At 34.1% G+C, this 23,048-nt stretch carries 5 protein-coding genes; all 5 read right to left on the bottom strand.

Annotation, left to right across the window (positions count from 1 at the left end; translation table 11 throughout):
• Positions 1 to 58: 58 nt before the first annotated feature.
• The 5 genes from KO515_RS18935 to KO515_RS12185 all read right to left on the bottom strand — a co-directional run bounded on the left by KO515_RS18935 (position 59) and on the right by KO515_RS12185 (position 23,044).
• Entirely contained in the window at positions 59 to 5,722 is a 5,664-nt protein-coding gene (locus KO515_RS18935; protein WP_215936626.1) for a T9SS type B sorting domain-containing protein, read from the bottom strand.
• Positions 5,723 to 5,893: 171 nt separating this feature from the next.
• Positions 5,894 to 10,714, bottom strand: a complete 4,821-nt coding sequence (locus KO515_RS12200; protein WP_215936625.1) for a T9SS type B sorting domain-containing protein — start codon at positions 10,712 to 10,714, stop codon at positions 5,894 to 5,896.
• 122 nt (positions 10,715 to 10,836) lie between these two features.
• Positions 10,837 to 15,684, bottom strand: coding sequence for a T9SS type B sorting domain-containing protein (locus KO515_RS12195; RefSeq protein WP_215936624.1), 4,848 nt, complete (start codon positions 15,682 to 15,684; stop codon positions 10,837 to 10,839).
• A gap of 282 nt (positions 15,685 to 15,966) precedes the next feature.
• Positions 15,967 to 20,808, bottom strand: a complete 4,842-nt coding sequence (locus KO515_RS12190; protein ID WP_215936623.1) for a T9SS type B sorting domain-containing protein — start codon at positions 20,806 to 20,808, stop codon at positions 15,967 to 15,969.
• 454 nt (positions 20,809 to 21,262) lie between these two features.
• Positions 21,263 to 23,044, bottom strand: a complete 1,782-nt coding sequence (locus KO515_RS12185) for a gliding motility-associated C-terminal domain-containing protein (protein ID WP_252723860.1) — start codon at positions 23,042 to 23,044, stop codon at positions 21,263 to 21,265.
• Between the last annotated feature and the right edge of the window lie 4 nt (positions 23,045 to 23,048).

Raw genomic sequence — 23,048 nt, 5'->3', positions numbered from 1 at the left:
ACACTTCTAACTAGTATTAGAAATGTTATAGGATGTTAAAAAAGATGATGTGTTTTTATTAGCGACGAAGTGCAAAATGACCTCGTACTTCAAAAGCAATATTACCTTGTTTAATTTCTGCTAAAAACCAATAATCGTTGGCTGGCATATTGTAACCATTATATGTTCCGTCCCAGCCTTGTGTATTGGAATCTAATTGTTTTATGAGTTTACCGTAACGATTAAAAATGTAAACAATACTGCCAGGTAAGGTTTCTATTCCTATAATATGCCAAGTGTCGTTTTGGGTATCACCATTGGGAGTGAAAAACGGTGGTGCATCAACAACGAGAACTTCTTTAGTCACTTCTGCGCAACCATTTAAATCAATAATGGTAACAGTGTGATATCCTAAAGCAACATTCTCAAAAACATTAGAGTCTTGTGGGTCACCATCGTCTAAAATGTATTGGTAATTTCCGATACCACTAATAGTAATTGTAATATTATTCGGGTCAGAGAAATCTACTGTTTCCGCTAAATCTATAGTTGCAGATTCTGATGCTGTAACATTAAATGTACTTGTCGTTACACAGCCATTTTCTGTAGTTGCAGTGACCGAATACGTTCCAATTTCTGTAATTTCTATTTCAGAACCTACCTGATTTGTTGACCACAAAAACCTGTCTGTAGGATAAAATGTATTGGCAGAAACCACCAAAGGCAAATTATCGATACAAACCACTTGATCTGGAATGTTTACATATGGTTTTCGATTGACTATTAGTGAAAAATCTACAAGACTATAACAGCCTGTGATATTATTTTCTATCCGAGCCGTTATAATTTCGTTATGATGACCATTGTAAGAATCAGCATCTAAAGGAGTGAATCCTTCATCAGCTTCAAGTATGCTGTTAAAGTATGTGACACTGTAATTTGATGGATTTTGAAACCCTAAAATAGGTGCTGTTTGTTGATTTAAATTAAAATCATAATACTCATCATAATCATCATCACACGTCTCTAAGTTGGGTGGTTGATTAGCTATTGGTAACGGATTAACACGTAGTTGAAAAGGATGAATATAATAACAATGCGTTGTGCTAAATTCTACGCGCGCATAAATCATATCACTGTTGCTTGTGTAGGTGTAATTTGTGTCTAAAGCATTTTGGTTAGCGATAGCATCAGCTTCCGTTGTAAAATAACTAAAAAGCACATTGTAATTGGTGTCAACAATAACCTCATTTATAGTCGTTAAATCAAAACTATTAGTATCGTTTGCACAGGTCGCAAATATTTCAAAAGTATTTGTAGCAGGCGGTAGGTTGACATTCAATTCTAGCGGCACAAATGTGAAACAATCTGCAACCGTATTATATACTTTTATAAATATAGTTTGTGGATTGCTAATATTGTAATAGTTGCTGGGATTTAAAATAGGGTTATTATCTAATTGTAAATCGTCCTCTGATGTATAATACGTGATGATATTATCAGGATTAGGTGTCGTAAATAAATCACTTTCAGCCGTTGTTAAATCGAAGGGTGTACTAGCATCATAATTCGTATCACATTCTAGAAGTGGTTCTGGGACATTTGGATGTGGGTTTACGATTACGTTGAAATCGGTTAAACTGTAACATCCTGTGTCATTGTTTTCAATTCGGACTGTGATTTGTTGATTTACTGTTACAAAAGGAGATGAAATTAAATTGTCTCCGGCTTCAGCATCTGAAAGATTTAAATGATAGGTTACCGTAAAATCATCAGGGTTCTGTGTGCCTAAAACGGTGTTAGTTTGAGCTTCGAGATTAAAAGATGCGATGCCATCATTAGAGTCGTCATCACAAGTTTCAATATTATTTGGTGTATTTGCAATGGGCAATGGATTAATTTGAAGTACAAAATCATACACAAAGAAACATCCCGTTACAGGATGTTCAATTCGAACAAAAATAACATCGTTTATAGATTGGTAATTGTAAGTTACATTTAATGTGTTTGTACTATTTTGAGCATTATTAAATGTGTCGTAATAGGAAAGCGTTGCGTCTGTTCCAGTATTGATTAAAACGGTTTCAATTTCAGCTAGATCAAAACTACTTGTGGGATTGTCGCAAATCTCATAAACTTCAAAATCGTTGAAAAGAGGAGGGAGATTCACAATAAGTTCTAACGGTACGTTAACATAACAATTACTCAAAGTGTTATTTACTTTTAGATATGCCGTTTGCGGATTAGTTATGTTGTTATAATTTTCTGGATTTGGAATAGGGTTGATGTTCGCTTCCAAATCTTCAATACTTTCAAAGTAGGTGACTTCAATATTATCTTGCCTTACACCAAGTATTTCAACTTCAGAAACTGTTAAATCCCAACTTACAATACCATCATAATCATCATCACATTGCGCGATAGGTGTGGATGAATTAACAACAGGAGCTGAAACGACGTTAATATCAAACGCAGAAATACCTTTGCAGTAATTACCATTATCAACTCTGGCATAAAGCTCTTGCGGGTTGGTAGTATTGGTGTATATTAAAGGTACAGAATTAGTGTTGTTTAGTGCATCATCTGCCGACTCATGAAATGTAATATCTAAAGTTTCCGGACTGCCAGCTACCATTTCGGCAATTTTATCATTTAAATTTATTGTTATAAAACCATCATTACTGATATCATCACAGACAAAAATGCTTTCCGCAGCATTGAAAATAGGAATAGAGCCTACCTCAATCTCAAATGAAGACACCCCAAAACAATCAGAATCCGTAAAACTTTCTACTCTAACATATATAGTTTGAGGACTCGATGTGTTATTATAAACAGCATATTTGTCTATAACATTGAGGCCTGAAAGCGCATCAGCTTCTGTTTCATAATAAAGTACCTGTTTATCTGATTGTCCGTTCAGAATTTCATCATCTTTTAAATAGAAATAAAAATCAGCCACTCCAGTAATATCTGCTTCGCAGTTTTCAAAATTTGTAATTGGAATAAATTCTGGTAAGGTATTCACATAAATATAAAACCCAGAGAGACTATAACAACCTGTGCTTTCATTTTCTACACGGGCATAAATGTATTGGGTTGCGGTTGAGTAGTTATCAGGATCGGTAATTTCATTTTCACTTTCAATAGCGTCATTGTAGTCCGTGTAAAAGCGTATATCCAAACCTGTTGTTGATGGTACTATTTCTGGAATTTTTGATTCCAAATTTACAGTTGAGATACCATCATTATTATCATCACAAATAATTATAGATTCTGGATACATAATACTTGGAGCGCTTACGATGTTTACCAAAAGTGTGGAAATATCGTAGCATTCTGTTTGCGCATTGGTCACTCTTATATAAAATAGTTGTGGGTTAGTAGTGTTATAGTGATAATCAGGTAGGATGTTTTCATTATTTATAGCATCGTCTTCGGTGAGGTAATATTTTACATTTCCAGCTTGTACACCTTGTAGTGCAACACTATTAAATGTATCCATGACTAAGGTGGTATACCCATCAGCATCTTCGTCACAATAATCTGTAACTTGAGGTGTTAAGCTCACAGCTGGAGCAATTTGTAATGCAATATCAACATCGCCAGTACATTCATCATCAACTAGGGCAGCGTAAATAATTGTGCCATTATTTATGACGTTAAATGGTACTGTTTTGTCTATTTCATTAATAGCATTGGTTCTATCGTCTTCGGTAAGAAAAAATGTAACTTCAAAATCGTCGTAGCCATCTAAGAGTTCGGATTGCACTTCATTTAAATCAAAATCAGCGATGCCATCATTAGAAATATCATCACAAACTATAAAGACATTACCGGATAACGCTGTTCTGATAATATTAGTGTATAATGATAGTTTAATAACGGTATAACAGCCTGTTGTTGGGTCTTGTACACGTATGTAGAGTTGCTGAAAACCTTCAATTGTATTTTGATAATTTTCTGCATCCCCAATAGGATTGAGGTTATTGTGTGCATCATATTCCGTTTCATGAAAACTAAGATCTAAGCCTATAATGCCTTGTAAAACATCATCTATCACACTTGTTAAATCAAAAGATTCAAAACCATCCTCATCGACTTCACATGCATTAATAGTTTGATCATCTAAATTTATAGCAGGAAGATCTTGAAATTGAACATCAATAGTCGTTGTAGAAAAGCAACCGGTTGTCGCATCATAAATTCTAACATATAAGGTTTGCGACAAATTAGGATTTTCATATGGTGAAAAAATAGGGTTTTGACCTAAATCTGCTTCGGGCTCTGAAAAATGATAGGAGACGTATAAATTTGGATTACCATTTGTAATTTGATCGTTAGCAACATTTAAATCCACAAATGTATAGCCATTTAAGGTCGGGTCTTCACAAGCAATAATTGGATCTGGATCTTCATATTCAGGTTTTTCATTGACTATTAAATTGAATGTAGAAAATGCTAAACAGCCATTTATAGTATCTTCAATTCTAACATATATAGGTTGTGGAGAACTTGTGTTTTGAATAGTACCAAGAATAGGATTGTCATTGTTCTCCGCATCTTCACTAGAGTAATGATAGCTGATATTGTAACTAGAAGGCGGTACAGATGCTAATACTTCATTGTCTTTTGTTGAAAGATCAAAATTTTCAACACCATCATTAGAATCATCATCACAATACACAAAATCTGAAATTTGAGTGGACGATTGCTCTGTATCAAGTGTGATTTCAATCGTGTCTTCAATAATACAAGATGTCGCGTTAAGTTGTATGGTGATCTCAACTGTATAGGTGCCAGATGATAATGCGTTTAATGTTGGATTATTTTCACCCGATATAAGAACATCATTTTGATACCAATTATAAGAGGCTTGTGGATTTTGAATATCTCCATTTAAAGTAACAGAATCTCCACAGGTGGTAATATCTGGTCCAAGATCAACATTAGCATTAAAACTATTGCCTTCTATAAAAACTGCGGAATCAAAATTTTGATCATCTTGATCTGCAATAATAAGTTTTATTTCATATTCTACGTTTGGTAGAATTGTAGCAGTGGCAGAAAGTACAACCGTACGACCGTTATAATTAGTGTCACCAACATTATAGCCTTCAAAAAAAGCTTCGTTTTCAGCGACACAAGATCCTGGAATTAAGTCGTGTATGGTATTGGTGTTAACGGGTATTGAGGTTCCCGGAATCACAGCAATATTTGTAAATGGAGCAGAGGAGCCTGCTTCTTTGATTAAAAAGGCAAAGCCATCGGAATAAAAACAAGGATATTCTTGTTGGTATTCTTCTGAAGCTAATAAATAATTAAATTGAATTTGGTTAGCTACTGAAATAAAATTGAATTGTATTGAGGTGGCATTTTGTGTATTAGAGATGCCTAAGGCGTTTTCTAAATCTATATCCGTTCCCCAGGTATCATCCCCCTCGTTTAAGGGGTTGCTATTAAGTATATTTCCTGCGGAATTAACATCACCTGTAGTGAGTAAAATACCATTTTCAAAAGGAAAATCAGAATCCCCACGTTCAAAATAACCATAACTACTGATACCGTTTATAGAACCATTAACGCTTGAAGATATGTCAGAAATCTCCACGCAATTCTGCCCAAGGTTTTGCTGGATAAGTTGTTCTAAACCTAAAGCATCATCTGTGGTTATTTGTTGGGAAAAGCTATAATGAATACCAATAAAAGTAATAGCAAGGGAAAATAATAAGTTTAGTCTCACAGTTTAAGTTTAAAAAACGCCTAGGTAAAACGCGTGTCATTTTGTATTCAGCAATTTAGGAGATAAAAATGTACCTAAAAATCCCCAATAAAGGGGATTTTTAAGGATAAGTTACGTTTTTAATTGGATGAATGACAATTGAATTAAAATAGCCAACTTTTATAAAAGCATCTAACGTCGCAGTGCAAAATGACCTTTTATTTGAAACTGTTTTCCATTTTGAACAACATCGGCCACAAACCAATAATCTCCTGCAGGCATTTTTTTACCGTTATATGTCCCATTCCAACCTAGTGAGTTGTGATTCAATTGTGTCATTAATTTTCCATAATGATCAAAAATATGGATAACAGTTCCTGGTAGTGTTTCAACTCCTGCTATGTGCCATGTATCAAAATCTCCATCACCATTTGGAGTTAAATGTTTTGGTGTGTCTATTACAAAAACGTCTTTGGTGATGCTTGCACAACCATTTTGGTCTATAATTGTAATGGTGTTTTGTCCTATTGGGACATTCTGAAATATATTAGATAATTGTAAAGGATTCGTGTTAAGTTGGTATAAATAATTTCCAATTCCAGTCACGGTAACCGTAATATTGTTTGGATCCGAAAAATCTATAGTTTCAATAACATCAATCATTGCAGACTCGGATTCAATAACGCTAAATGTTTCGGTATACGCACAACCAAATTGGTTGGTTACAGTAACAGAATAGGAACCGGTTTCAAGAATTTCAATTTCTGAAGAGGTTGCTCCTGTGGACCATTGGTAGGTGTCTGAAGGTATGTTGGTGCTTACAGAAACTAACAATGGTAAATCATCTAAACATATAACTTGATCTGGAATAGAAATATTAGGTATTGAATTAACAACCGTTGAAAACTGTGTTATATCATAACAACCAGTATTATTGTTTTCTATGCGTACAAAAATAATATCACCATTTGTGGTATTGTAATTAGAATTTAATGGGTTTGTGTTTTCAATCGCATTCGTACTTGAATTGTAATAGCTTACCGTAAAATCGTTTGTATTTTGGTTACCTAAAACAGCTGAGTTTTGCTGTAATAAATCTACGAAAACATAACCGTCAAAATCATCATCACAAACTACGAGATTATCAGGAGTATTGACCACAGGTAACGGATTTATGGTCAATTGAAAAGGATAAACAGTATAGCAATGCGTGGTACTAAATTCTACTCTGGTATATAATGTTTCTGTTGTGTTGGTATAAATATAATCTGAGTCTAAGGCATTTTCATTAGCTTCGGCATCCGTTTCATTTAAGAAATAGTTAATAATAACGTTAAAGGTATTATCAATAAGTACTTCGTTAATATTTAATAGGTTTACCGTGTTTTCCGGGTTTTCACAAACATTGTAAGTTTCAAATTCATTGATCTCTGGAGGGCTATTAATTATGAGTTCAAAAGGAACAGTATCAAAACAGCTCGTTGTTGCATTTGTGATTTTCGCATACATAGTTTGAGGGCTAGAAGTGTTTGTATACGTTTCAGGATTTGCAATAGGGTTACTATCTGTCAATGCATCTTCTTCAGATTCAAAATAAGTAAATCTAATATTATATTGTCTACCTTCTAAAAGCTCTAATTCAATTTGAGTTAAGTCCCATTCTAATATAAAATTGTTATTATTAGCGCAGGCAGAAATAGATTTGCCCAATTGCACATCTGGAAGGGAAAGCGCGTTAAGACTAAAAGTAGGGGTTTCAAAACAGCCCGAATTTATATTTTCTACTCTTGCATAGATTATTTGAGGATTACTTGTTGCGGTATAGATTAATGGAATAGCATTAGATCCAAGTTCTGCATTCAGTGGTGTAAGGTGAAAAGAAACACTTAATTCTGTTGGACTCCCAGCAGTTATATCATTAATAATGTTACTTAAGTCGGTGGTCACTAAACCTGTTTTATCAAAATCACATTCAAAGACGTCTATTGGATTATTATAAATAGGAGCTTGGCGTGCTTCGATCTGCATGGGAGCAATTTTAAAACAACTATTTCCAATTTCGTTTTCCAGACGTGCAAAAATTGTTTGTGGATTTGATAATGGAAGATAATTTACAGTTTTATCAATAGGGTTGAGTCTGTCTATAGCATCATTTTCAGTTTCAAAATACAGCACTTGCATACCCACTTGGCTATTAATAATTTCTGAATCTTTAGTTTCAAAGAGAAACTCCGGATCAGCATTCAAGTCTATTCCACAATAAATGTAATCGTCAATGGAATTAAGTTGTGGATTAGCGTATATCTCAATATCGTAATAAAAAATAGTAAAACAGTCTAAGGCTTCTATTTCACCTCGAATAAATACAGTAGTACTTTCCGTAGTATAGCTACTAGGGTTAGAAATTGGAGTATCTGTATTCACCGCATCTTGGTAGGTTTCGTAAAACGTAAAACTTAAATCAGTAGATCCATCAGATAATTCTAGAAGTATGTTCTCTAAATTAACAGTGGCACTACCATCTTGGTCATCATCACAAACAACTAAAGGTTCTGGATTACTAGCTTCAATAGCATTAGTAATATTAACTTCAAGGGTTGTGACATCATAACATTCAGTGGACGAATCTACCACCCTAACATAAAATAATTGTTGATTTCCAGCAATATCATAACTCTCAGTAATTTCGTTCTCTTGGTTTTCAGCATCATCTGCCGTAAGGTAAAATTTAACAGGAGTTCCGAGACTGAGACCAGGAAGAACCGTTTGAACTAATGGAGCTAAAACAATATTGGTAGTGTTTGTTACCGGGTCTGTATTTCCACAATAATCGATGGCTATTGGTGCAACGTAAAAACCTGGAGTGACATTTAAGATTATTTTTGAGTCATGAGAACATCCATCAAACGTTGAGCTGGCATAAAGTGTTTTAGAATTGGTAACAGTTACTATGGTATTTTGATCTAATTCGTTAGATCCATTAGTCCGATCGTTTTCCGATTCATACAATTTTAAATCTATATCGTAATTACCTTTAAGTTCCGTAATTATTTCCGCTAGGTCAAAATCTAAAATACCGTCATCGGTTTCGTCATCACATCTTGCTATATTATAATCATCCTTAAACCTAGAGTATAATAAATTTTTATGAAGTTCTAAATTCATATATTGAGGGCAGTTTTCATCAACATACCTTATGCTAATAGGAATAAAGTATTGGGTGCTAGATGTTGTGAATATCGGACTTGTGCCAAGAAAAACTTGAAGTTGCACTATTGTACCAGGATATTTCGTTTCAATTTCGTCAAATATTTCTGGTATATTATAATCAATAGGTACGTTAGTATAGTTATAAGAATTTTCACTATAATCAGGACTCATACAAAGATTATATATGTAATTTTCTATTCCTAAATCTGTTTCTGGTATATAATCGATGTGAATAGGAACTATTGTCGGACACGTGCTAGAATCGCTTAATATTCTGGCATAAAATAAATCTGGTTCATCAATTAATGATGGAAATTCAGTTATTTCATTTTCTATATTTATGGCATCATCTTCTGTAAGATAAAAGTAAACCGTAGTATTTAAGTCAAAATTAGAAACCACTGTACCTAAATAATTAAGGTCATTAAAAACAATTTCTACGAGCTCTCCGTTACATACATCAATAGTATATTCTAACATGTCAGGAGAGTCACTGACAACAATGTCAAATAAACCGATTTGTAGACAATCACCACTTAAACTTTCAATTCTGACAAAAATGGTTTCAATTTGATCTGTGTTTTGATATAAATGGTTGATAGCATTACTGTTGTTTTGTGCATCATCTATCGTTAAATGATAACTTATTACATAATTAGTAGACGGGAGGTTTGCATATATCTCGTCATTTTTTTCTGTAAAATCAAAATCATAAGTACCGTCGCTTCCAAAAGGATTGCAGACCAGCCAAGTTTCAATAGGAGCTGCATCTTGAAATGGGATTATTTCGATAGTAATACTATCCGTTATAATACAATCACCACTGTTTGCTGGTATTTCGATTTCTACATCATAAGTCCCTGAATCCGTAATATCGATACTTGAATTGGTTTGTCCCGAAATTGGATTACCATTTAAGAACCAAGTGTAAATTGCAGCGGGATTATTAATATCTGCATTTAAGGTATGATCAGTACCACAAACACTTTGATCTGGTCCCAAATTAATAGAATTACCAAAACCATCGGCTGCAATAAATACGGCAGAATCAAAGCGTTGATCGATATGATCTGCAATAATCATTTTGATTTGGTAGGTTTCATTTGGAAGGATATCAGCTCTAGCTGTTAGCACTTCTGTACTGCCATTAAAATTGGTATCACCTGAGTTGTATCCTCGAAAATACGCTTCGTTTTGGGCGTCACAAAACCCAGTGATGTTCGGATGAATAGTATTAGTACTTATTTCAGTTGAAGTTTCTGGAACTAACGCCATATTTACGTAAGGATCAGATGTGCCTGCACGCCTAATTAATATGGCAAAAACATCCTGGAAATTACAAGGATACTCTTGTTGATATTCATCTGAAGCAAACAGATAATTAAAGGAAATAAAATTATTAGGAGATGAAAAATCGAATTGAATAGCTGTAGCATTCAGCGTTTGATCGATATTTAATACATCTTGAATATCCGAATCTGTTGCCCATTCTATATTACCTTCATTTAGGTCTTGAGGGTTTTGGGGATCTCCTGCCGAACTTACGCGACCCGTTGATAAAATTATACCATTTTGAAGAGGAAAGTTTGTGCCATTACTGTCGAAAGATCCAAAACTGACAATATTATTTATACTTCCATTAATGGGAGACGAAATATTGTTAACCGTAATACAATCACTACCAACCAAATTCTGAATAAGTTCATTGGGCTGTTGCGAATTGTCTGTCGTTATTTGCTGCGCATATGAATTATATATATACGCGAAAAGGAAGAGAAATAATAGGATATTTTTCTTTTTCATTACATTATAGTATCAAGCAATAGCAGAAAACAAAGTTTTCTTTTTTTTCCTAAATGTAGTAAAAAAAAAGTAAAGCGAATAAATGCCGCTACTAACGGGCTATTTCGTATGGGTAATATGAACTAGCGCCTTAAAGCAAAATGGCCTTTTATTTGAAACTGTTCTCCATTTTGAATAACATCTGCCACAAACCAATAATCACCAGCTGGCATGTTCTTTTGGTTATATGTGCCATCCCAACCCAGCGTATTGTGGTCTAATACGGTTAGTAGTTTACCATATTTATCAAAAATTTGAACCGTTGTTCCAGGTAGAGTTTCTACACCTGTAATGTGCCATGTGTCAAAGTCTCCATCGTTATTGGGAGTCATATGTTTTGGTGTATCAATCACTAAAATATCTCGCGTCAGATTTGCACAACCATTTTGGTCTATAATATTCAGCTTATTATAACCTATAGGCACATTATTAAACACATTTGAGGATTGAAAAGGACCATCATTTAGTTGATACAAATAATTGCCAATTCCAGATACCGTGATAATAATATTGTTAGGATCTGAAAAATCTATAGTTTCCACAACGTCAATAGTCGCAGATTCTGATTCAGTAACACTAAATGTTGAGGTATTTTCACATCCAAATTCATTGGTTATACTTACGGAATAGGATCCAATAGTACTAATTTCAATATAAGCCGACGTTGAACCTGTTGACCATAAGTAACTATCGGAAGGATTATTAGTGTCTGCAGATACCACTAATGGTAAGTCATTTGCACAAATAACTTGATCCTCAATATCTGTATATGGTAATGAATGAATCACAATAGAAAATTCGGTAATATCGTAACAGCCTGTTATGTTATTTTCTAGTCTTACAAAAATAGTCTCATTATCATAAGCAACGTAGTCTGAAGTTAGTGGTAACGTTTTATCAATCGCATTTATTTCTGAGGTGTAATAAGACACAATGAATTCGCTTGGACTCTGATCTTCTAAAATAAAAGAATCATGTTGTGTTAAATCAATTGCTACATAGCCATCAAAATCATCATCACAAACGCTGAAATCATTTGGCTGATGTGCAATAGGAAGCGGATTAATTATCAATTGAAATGGATAAACAATATAGCAATGTGTTGTACTGTACTCAACTCTAGTATATAGTGTTTCTGAAGTACTGGTATAACTGTAATTTGAATCTAAGGCGTTTTCATTAGCTTCTGCATCGGCTTCATTTGAGAAATAATTGATAATAACGTTATAGGTATTGTCAATTAAAACGTCATTCACATCTAAGAGGTTAATGCTGTGGTCTTCATTTTCACAGCTATTAAATGTTTCAAACCTATTAATGTCTGGAGGACTATTAGTTATTAATTCAAAAGGGACTGAGTCAAAACATCCTGTTGATGCATTTGTTATTTTAGCATATAAGGTTTGTGGGTTTGATGTGTTGGTATAAGATTCTGGATTTACAATAGGATTAAGATCCATATTTAAATCGTCTTCAGTTTCAAAATAGGTGAAATCAATATTATATTGTCGTCCTTGTAGTATCTCTAACTCAATCTGTGTTAAGTTCCATTCTTGAGTGTAATTCTCATTATTGCCACAAGCTACAAGTTGTTGGTTATATTGTACCTCGGGAAGCGATAAGGTATTTATATTAAATGTTGCTATTTCTACACATTCTGTATTAGTGTTTTCAATGCGTGTGTATATGAGTTGTGGATTATTAGTGGCCGTATAAATTAAAGGGATAGGGTTAGTTCCTATTTCAGCATTTAAAGGGGTGAGGTGAAATGAAATACTTAATTCTGTTGAACTTCCTTCGTTTATCTCTGTGATTTTATCGAGTAAATTGGTGGTTGCAAGTCCGGTCCTGTCCACGTCGCATTCAAAAACATCAGAAGGATAATTAAATAGTGGAGCTTGCCTAACTTCAACGTACATTGGTGCGACTTTAAAACAAGTGTTTTGAGCTTCATTTTCAAGTCGAACAAAAATGGTCTGTGGGTTAGAACTTAGCAAATAGGCCACTGTTTTATCTATCGCATTGGTATTGTTTATAGCGTCATTTTCTGTTTCATAATAAAGGACTTGCATACCTTGTTGTCCATTTATAATTTCTAAGTCTTTATCCTCAAAAATAAATTCGGTAGGAGTATGTATGTCAGATGTGCAATATATATAGTCTTCAATCTCAGTGAGCTGGGGATTAGAGTAGATTTGTATGTTATATGTAAATACAGTGAAACAATTTAAGGATGCTATTTCAGCTCTTATAAATACATCCTTACTTTCTGTGGTATAAGAATTTGAGTTTTCAATACTATTAGTATTTGCTGTAGCATCGGAGTAGGTTTCAAAAAATGAAAAGCTTAAATCATCAGTTCCATCGGACAACTCTGAAATCACATGGTCTAAGTTTACCGTTGCTATTCCATCTTGGTCATCGTCGCATATAATTAAAGGATTGGGATCACTGGCTTCAATGGCATTCCCTAGACTAACTTGCAATGTTGTTATTGTTGGGCATAAATTGTTGTTCCATAGTAAACTAGAGATTCTAACGTAGAAGAGTTGTTCATTGCCTGCTACATTATAACTTTCTGTAATTTCATTGACTTGATTTTCAGCATCCTCATAACTTAAATAAAAATTCACATCGCCAATTATTGACATATCTATGGTATAGATATCTTTTAAAGGAGCTAAGGCAATATGGGTTTCATTAGTAATAGGATCTAAGTTTCCACAGTGTTCTATAGAAATAGGCTCTACTTCATAAATTGGATACACTTTAAAAGTTACCTTAGAATCGTAGCTACAACTATTATAGGAGGAATGTAGATAAAGACTTTCGTCGTTAGCCATAGATATTATTGCGGTTGGATCTAACGGAGTGAGTTGATTGTCACGATCTTCTTCAGATAGATAAAAATCAATATTAACTTCGTCATAACCACTTTTATAATCTTCTGCCAAAGCAGCTAAATCTACATCTATTATGCCATCATTTGAAGGGTCATCACAAGCAGATTCAATTTTGTCTCTGCGAAAAAGGTTGTATACTAGGTTTTTATGAACTATTACAGTTGTATAACTAAAACAATATTCATCAGGAAATTTTGCGCCAAGTGGAACCCAAAATTCGGGGCTAGAAAAACGAAGAATTGGGAAATCTGGTTGGTCTCGTATATCTAGTCTAATAGTGAATTCAGCTTCTGGGTATTCAGCTTCCATTAAAGCTATGAGGTCATATATATCATAAGAATATACTAAACTGTCATAATCAAAGGTTTCACCGCCACTAACTTCATTGTACATTGGGTCTAGGCAATTGTCAATAATGATTCTATCGACTTCTGGAGAAACTACATAATTGTAATTAATAGGAGCAACTGAGGCACAATCGTAAAAAATGCTTTCTATTCGTGCAAAAAATCCAGGTATACCTGTGGTTACATCCGGAAAATCATTAATTTCATTTTCAGCATTTAATGCATCTTCTTCTGTTAAGTGATAAGTCACTGTAGTGTCAAACTCGTAATCAGCTACTGCTAAATCAAGTGCGTGTAAACCTAAGTCGGACTGTGCAAATGTTAAACCATTGCAGACCTCTATATTGTATTCTAATGCACTAGGCGAGTCTTTGACTATAATCTCAAAACTTCCGATTTGAAGACAATCTCCAGTCAAACTTTCTATACGAACATAAATAGTCTCGGCTGGTTCTGTGTTTTCATAAATACCTAATATAGGATCGCTGTTATTTTGAGCGTCGTCTTCATTAAGGTGATAACTTATAACATAATTTGTAGAAGGTAAAGACTCGTAGATTTCATCATCTTTTTCTGTAAAATCAAATTCATGTAGGCCATCACTTGGTACTGGATCACATATTTCAATTGCTTCAATTGGTGCAGCATCTAGGTATGGAGTAATTTCGATATCTATAGCATCAGTTAAGATGCAATTGCCACTAGCCGAAGGCATCGAAATTTCAACGGAATAAGTTCCAGATAATGTGACCTCTAATGTTGAATTGGTAGCTCCACTAATTGGATTACCGTTTAAAAACCAAGCATATGTTGCAGCCGGATTATTAATATTAGCATCTAAGGTTAGATCGCTACCACAGATACTTTGGTCTGGACCAAGGTTTATGGAGTTTCCAAAGCCTTCAGCTTCTATAAATACGGCAGAATCAAATCGTTGATCAATATGATCTGCAATAATTAATTTTATATGGTAGGTTGTATTAGGAATAATATCAGTCCTAGCAGTTAATACTTCTGTACGGCCATTAAAATTAGTATCACCATTATTATAGCCATTAAAGTAGGTTTCATTTTGAGACTCACAAAATCCGGTGATGGTTGGGTGAATGGTATTGGTACTAATTTCGGTTGTTGTATCTGGAACTACCGCAATATTAACATAAGGATCTGTGGTGCCTACTTGTTTTATTAAAATAGCGAAGACATCTTCAAAGTTACAAGGGAATTCTTGTTGATACTCATCTGAAGCAAATAAATAATTAAAGGACACAAAACTATTTGCAGATGAAAAATCGAATTCAATAGCGGTGGCGTTTAAAGTTTGGTCTATACCAAGTACATTAAGAATATCAGGATCTGTTACCCAATCTATATTTCCTTCATTTAGATCTTGAGCGTTTATGGAGTTTCCGGCAGAATTTACACGACCCGTTGATAATAGTATGCCATTTTGAAACGGGAAGTTTGAGGTGTTTCTCTCAAAGGTACCATAACTAATGATATTATTTATACTACCATTTATTGGAGATGATACGTTGTCTATGGTAACACAGTCACTGCTAACTAAATTTTGAATAAGTTCATTAGGAAGTTGCGTATTGTCCGTTGTAATCTGTTGCGCAAATGAATAATTCACATACACGAAAAGTAATAGAAATAAGATTATACTTTTCTTTTTCATTGGTTAGGATCAAAGCAATGGCAAATTGTGTAATTTTTTTTGATAAATATAAAGAAAATTATATAAGTGCAAGTAAATCTGTACAAAAGACGTCATTTAACCGTTTGAAAGTTACCTTCATAAACTTAACTGCGTATCTAAAAGTAGATGTTCGTATGAATGAGAGCTATGCCGTTCTAATTAAATATGGTAAAAGACACACGCAATCGGAAATTATTAAATAGCAAAAATCCCCTTACCGCGAAGTAAGGGGATTATTATAATGTGTTAAGGTTATTGAGTTTAATGTTTTAATGTAAAATGACCTTTAACTTCAAACGCTATTGAACCACGTTTGACATCAGCAATAAACCAAAAGTCACTTGTTGGAAGTATCTTACCATTGTAATAACCATCCCATCCAGGAGAACTAGATGTTAATTGTTTTATAAGTTTTCCGTAGCGATCAAAAATATGAATAACAGTTCCTGGTAATGTTTCAATTCCTACAATATGCCACGTATCAAAATCACCATCGTTGTTAGGGGTAAAGAATTTAGGGATATCAACGACTAAAACTTCTTTCGTTACATTAGCACAACCATTTAAATCTATGATTGTAACCGTATGGTAGCCCATAGCCACGTTCTGAAACACATTGGAATCCTGAGGATCAAAATCATCTAATTGGTAAAGGTAATTACCAATACCACTAATGGTTACTGTAATATTGTTTGGGTCTGAGAAATCTACAATTTCCGTAGTTTCAATAGTTGCTGTTTCAGATTCCGTAACACCAAAATAACTCGTGTTTTCACAGCCTGATGCAGTAGTAACGGTTACCCAATAATTCCCTACTTCTGTAATATCAATTTCTGGAGTAGTTTCGCCAGTTGACCATAAATAAGAATCTGTTGCATAATTAGTATTAGCCGAAACGAGTAGTGGCATATTATCGATACAAATAACTTGGTCTCCAACATCAACGACTGGAATTGGGTTTATTATAACGTTAAACGAAGTGACGGCATAACACCCTGTATTATTATTTTCTACACGAACATAGATTACTTCGCTATCATAAGCCATATAATCCGTTTCTAATGCAGCATTGTTTTCATTAGCTTGTAATTCTGTGTTGTGATATGATACAGAATATAAATCAGGACTTTGAGCACCTAAAATGCTGGAGTCTTGTTGCGCTAAATCAAAATTTAAAAGACCATCAAAATCATCGTCACAAGCTTCTAAGTCGTTAGGTTGATTGGCGACAGGTTGCGGATTAACTTTTAAATGAAACTCGTAGTACGTTGAACAATGCGTTGTACTATATTCTGTTCTTACAAATAACGTATCATAATTGCTTTGGTATGTGTAATTCGTGTCTAAGGCATTTGAATTAGCTATGGCATCTGCTTCAGTAGAGAAATAACTAAATAAAACATTATAAGTGTTATCTGTTGCTATTTCATTGATTTCAGTTAAATCCACTGTGTTTAATTCATTAGCACAAATTTCAAACTCTTGAAAATCAGTAATAATAGGAGGTTGGTTCACTATTAATTCTATTGGAAGTGCCGCGTAACAATTAGAAACGGTATTTGTCACTTTCATATAAACCGTCTGAGGATTTGAAGTGTTCGTATAATTTTCAGGATTTGAAATTGAGTTTATACCAGCTTCAGAATCTTCATAATTAGCAAAATATTCAATGATGATATTCTGTTGTCTAACATCTGTAATGTTGGCCTCTTTAACTGTTAAATCAAATTGAAGCGTACCATCGGTGTCATCATCACATGCTATAATTGGTTCCGGAAGTGTGACATCTGGTACTGCAATTACGTTAACAACAAATGATGTAATAGATTGGCAAATGGTACCATTATCTATCTGTACAAAAATTTGTTGTGGATTTACGGTGTTACTAAATTCTAGAGGTATTTCATTTGTGCTATTGATAGCATCACTTTCTGAAGTATAGAATTTTACCGTTTGTATATCTGGAATGCCTGCAGTGACTTCATCAACTACCCTAGAAAAATCAAAAAGCTCTGAACCGTCGTTTGAAATATCATCACAAACAAACCAATTTGTAGGCTCATTGTATGTTGGATTTGTACCGACTTCAACAGCAAAAGATGACGTGGTATAACAAGATTCGTCTGTAAGGTTTTCTATTCTAACATGGATTTGTTGTGGGTTAGAAATATTCTCATAAACACTTGTTTTGTCGATAGGGTTAATCTTATTTTCAGCATCAGTTGCGTTAAGGTAGTAACTAACTTCTTTACCTGTTTGGCCGTCTAAAGCTTCACTATCCTTGTTTTCAAAAACAAATTGACCAATGCCATCTGTCACATCTTCACAAAACGTATATTGCTGAACATAGTTAGAGAGATCGCCAACGTAAGGTAAGGTATTTACAATAATATATAATTCTTCAATAGCATAACAACCGGTTGTACTGTTCTCAACACGCATGTAAACAATTTCTGTTTGAGCGGCATAATTAGATATGTTGGTAATTTCGTTTTCATCAGAGCGCGCATCAGCTAAACTATTATGAAAACTAACACTTCTGTTTGGTGTTGCCAAAATAGAGTTAGGAATACTATTATTTAAATTAATAGGTGAGAAACCGTCTCTATCGGCATCACATATTATAATATCTTCTGGTTTTTCACTTTCTGGTGCTGGTAAAACGGTAACTTCAAATGAATTATAGTCGTAACAACCCGTTTCAGAAAATGTAATTCTTGGAAATAATGTAAATGGATTTGTTGTATTTGTATACGAGTTTGGGAGCGGATTGGTATTGTCAATAGCATCTTGTTCGGTTAAGAAATATTTGACAGCGAATCCTTCTTCTCCATTAGTGACATCACCGTTTAAAGAAGATAAAGTGGTGGTTGTAAATCCATCTTGATCTTCGTCACAAACCGTTAAACTTACAATGGATTCAAACTGAATTATAGGATTTAGTTTCAAATCGAATTCAGCAACTTCATTACATGTAGGGTTTTCTAAAGTGATATAAATGGTTTGTGGATTACTCGTAGAGCTATAAGGAGATGAGGGATCAATAGGATTTGTTCCATTATCTCTATCTGCTTCAGTTTCATAAAATACAATCTCCACATCAGGTAATTCATTAATGATGCCGACAGCAATATTGTCAAAATTGAAATCTTCTGTATTATCATCACCTTCATCACATACAGAAATATCTCTAATATTTGTTGCGGTTAACAAAAGGTTGGTATGTAATTCAATTGGTGTCATAGACCCACAACCAGAAGTTGTATTTTCTACTCTAATATAAATAAGTTGTTCTTCAATATTGATATTAGCGTAGTTAGTATCATCCGCAATAGGATTTAAGCCAGAGAGTGCATCTTCTGGAGTGGTATGGAACGTAACGGTCACACCAGTTAAACCTTCTAATACTTCTGGGATAATTGATGTTAAATCAAAATTAGCATATCCATCTAAATCGGTATCACAAGCATCTATATAATGTACTTCTGTATTAATTACAGGACTTTCAATAACGCTAATATCTAATGTGGTCGTACTGATACAACCTGTTTCTGTATTCTTAACACTTACAAATACTTGTTCTGATGCGTTAGTATTCGTATAAGGCATAGCATAAGCATTAATTCCAGCAGTGGCATCGGCAGCAGAACTGTGATAGCTAACTATCAGATTAGGTTGCGATAAGGTGATTTCAGTATCCTTGTAGGCATTTAAATCCATAGCTACTCTACCGTCTGCAGACCCTTCATTACAAACTACTAGTTCTGTTGGGTTAGAAATGATTGGTAATGAATTTACAACCAAGTTAAATGTTGAATATGCTAAACAACCATTAACAGTATCTTCTATTCTTACATGAATGACTTGTGGATTCGTGGTGTTTTGAATCGGATTTGTAATAGCATTACTATTATTTATAGCATCTGTATCATTATAATGATATGAAATTGTATATGAAGATGATGGCACTGAGGCTATAACTTCTGCGTCTTTAGTCGATAAATCAAATGTCTCTATGCCGTCACCACTTAAATCATCACAAAGCAGATAATCGGAAATAGGATCAGATGTTTGTGTAGAACTTAAAGATACTTCAATATCATCTTGAATAACACAAGAGCTTCCTGCAAGTGGTAATTGAATTTCTACACGATAGTTACCAGACTCTAACGCCGTTAAGGTCGATCCATTTGCCGTAGGAATTTGTGAGTTATTGAAATACCAAGAATACACAGCATTAGGATTATCGATGTTTCCGTCTAATTCAACACTACTAGCACATGTAGAGAAATCTTCTCCTAAATCTACAGAAGCATCAAAACTATTACCTTCTATAAATACTGCAGAATCGTAATTTTGATCATCTTGATCTGCAATAACCAATTTAATTTGATATTGTACGTTAGGTTGTATAGAAGCTGTAGCGGAAAGCACTGTAGTTCTACCATTATAATTAGTATCTCCTAAATTGTAACCTTCAAAATACTCTCCGTTTGAAGCAGGACAAAATCCAACGATTTCATCATGAACCGTTTGCGTATTTACTGGTGTTGATGTTCCTGGTATTAAAGCAATGTTTGTATAAGGATCAGAGGTACCAGCTTCTTTAATTAAGAAAGCAAAACCATCAGAATAATCACAAGGGAAATTCCCGAAATATTCTTCGGAAGCTAGTATATAGTTAAATTGTATTTGGTTTGATATCGAAATAAATTCGAATTCTATGGAAGTTGCATTTACGGTTCCTGAAATGCCTAACGTGGCTTCGAGATCACTATCGGTTAACCACGTGCCATCTCCATCGTTTAGTATGTCATTATTTTGACCATTACCTGCAGAGGTAGCGTTTCCTGTTGTTAATACAATACCATTTTCAAATGGGAAATCAGACGAGGCGCGTTCAAAGTAACCATAACTACCAATACCGATAGAAGAGCCATTTGAGGGTGAGCTAATATTTGAGACTTCTACACAACCTTGTATTAATGTGTTTTGAATTAAGTCTTGTGGTGAAACTGAATTATCTACGGTAACTTGTTGGGCAAAAGAAATAGTACAAATTAGGCCTATAAATAAGCAGAGGGAGCGGTTTAAATAAGTCATTAGTTTCGGTTAAGGGTTACTATGTTAGTGTAGGGTAGATTTGGAGTCGACGCACACACATTATTTAATTATGGCCGAAAAGTAGATTAAAATAAGACGAAATACAAAAAAATACGTTGAAATACACTAAATGTTAACATTTAGAGCCTAAAAATGGGCTTTTTAGCTGAAAGAGTCAGCAAAAAGAGCATATTCACACACTTGTTATTCAGTACACTTCCTATAATTTTGTAGGAAATGTCTTAATTAAAGTGTCAGTAATTTGAGTTTTTAGCCATAGTAGACCTTAAATAAAATTAGAGGTTCTAAAAACGAACTATTATAAATTTAGAGGGAATTCAAAAAAAATATAAGGAGGGAATTAACAATGAAATTGTGTTAACGCTTATAAAATTACTAGAACAAAAGTACAAATGCAAAAAAATAAGACGAACGGACTAAAATTTTAACAATTCTAATAATTAACATATACCCAACCTACAAATGGCTTATAATTTGGATCGTTTAAATTCAATATATAATAATAGGTGCCCACTGGTGAAACGCTTCCTACGTTATTGAGGCCTCTATTAATGGTGCCATCCCAAGGTTTTTCATTGTCACCAACAAAGATTAAGTCTCCGTATCGATTATAAATCTGTAACTCGTGCGCTGTGAAAATGTCGTATAAACCTTGAATGTTAAACCAATCGTTTTTAGTATCGTTATTAGGTGAGAATCCTTGCGGAATATATGGAGGACAGTTTTCAATGGTCAAGTCGAATTGAAATATCTCGTAGCATAGAGCACGCTCTATACGAACAAATATGGTTTCAGGATTTGAAATATTATTATAATCCGATGGTATTAATATAGCATTAGAGGCGATTTCTAAATCCTCTAATGACCCATAGAATGCAACTTCATCTTCACTATAATCTAAAGTACTCAGTGCTTCAAACAAATCATAACTAGAAATTTCAAAGCCCTCATTACAACCAATAAGATTTGGAAGTATTGTTATTTCAGGAATGACTAGCAATTCAATTTCCGAAAAAGCACTATTGTTATTTTCGTTAGTTTCTGTAACGATGCCATTCATTGTACCATCATCATCTACGATAACAACGATCGTCACATTTGGTTCTGAACTTTCGGGTAGATTAAGGTAAATAGAGTTAATCTCACTGCCATTAATAGCGATATCAGTTGCTGTTTCACTAGTTCCTAAAAATTCACCATTAGCATAAAATGCAATAGGAGTTTGTGCTGGTAAAACATCGGTACTATTATTATTGTATACCGTGTAAAATATTTCAACAGCAGTGTCTCCACAATTAATGGTGGCATCGTCAATGGTAATTGTGGCATCTGGAAGCTGACTGTTTAATACCGTAATGATATTATTAATCATAACAAAATCTTGTCCGGAAGTCAAAGCTATGGTGGCAGAAGTATCTCCAATGGCAATATTATCTTGAATATTATACACATCAATATCCATGTTGTATAAATCGGTAGCTCCAGTAAATGAATTTGTACCATTAAAAGCGTTGTTTGCTGGATTCAATGGGTAATTACTAATAACGTTACCGTTTATAGTCAGTTGCTCGTTAACAGCAATAGAGCGATCTCCTTCCCAAGCAACGAACCCAATTTTAGCATTTTCATTGTCTAATACGTTTAAATTATCTAATGAAATACTTAAGTTATCCGGAACACTTTGTAACCCATCGTACACATTAAGTTGATTTAAAGGAAGATTGCTGTCTTCGTAGATCACCGTAATTGCCCAACCTCCAAAATTGGTTCCTGAGGGACAATAAGGAGCAATAACAGCATTAAGATCAAAATTAGATATAGTGTAATCCGTACTACCTTGATCTAAAACTATTGAAGTCACATCTGCAAAAGCAGCAAAAAATACACGACTACTATCTATAGCATCACTGAAGGTGCGCTCTGCGGTAATATCTATATTATTTAATGATATATTGAAATCCCCTGTATGGGTTCCTGCCCAATATAAATAAGCGGCTACTATAGTTTGGTCGCTATTGAGTGATAAATTTGCTGATGAAGAAGTTAAAATGGTACAAGGACCTAAAGTTCCATTTTCAACCGTATTCATTGTGTTGCCTATCGCTGTATAATCATACCTGCCGTTATATTGTTGAAATAAGGAAACGTCTTGGGCTAACACCGGTAATGATATGCCAATAAGTAGAATTGATAGTATGTAGGATGCTTTTTTCAATTTT

Source organism: Winogradskyella psychrotolerans (assembly GCF_018860545.1).
Lineage (GTDB): Bacteria > Bacteroidota > Bacteroidia > Flavobacteriales > Flavobacteriaceae > Winogradskyella > Winogradskyella psychrotolerans_A.
The sequence above is the reverse complement of the archived record's forward strand: the minus strand, read 5'-3'. Positions and strand labels throughout refer to the sequence as shown.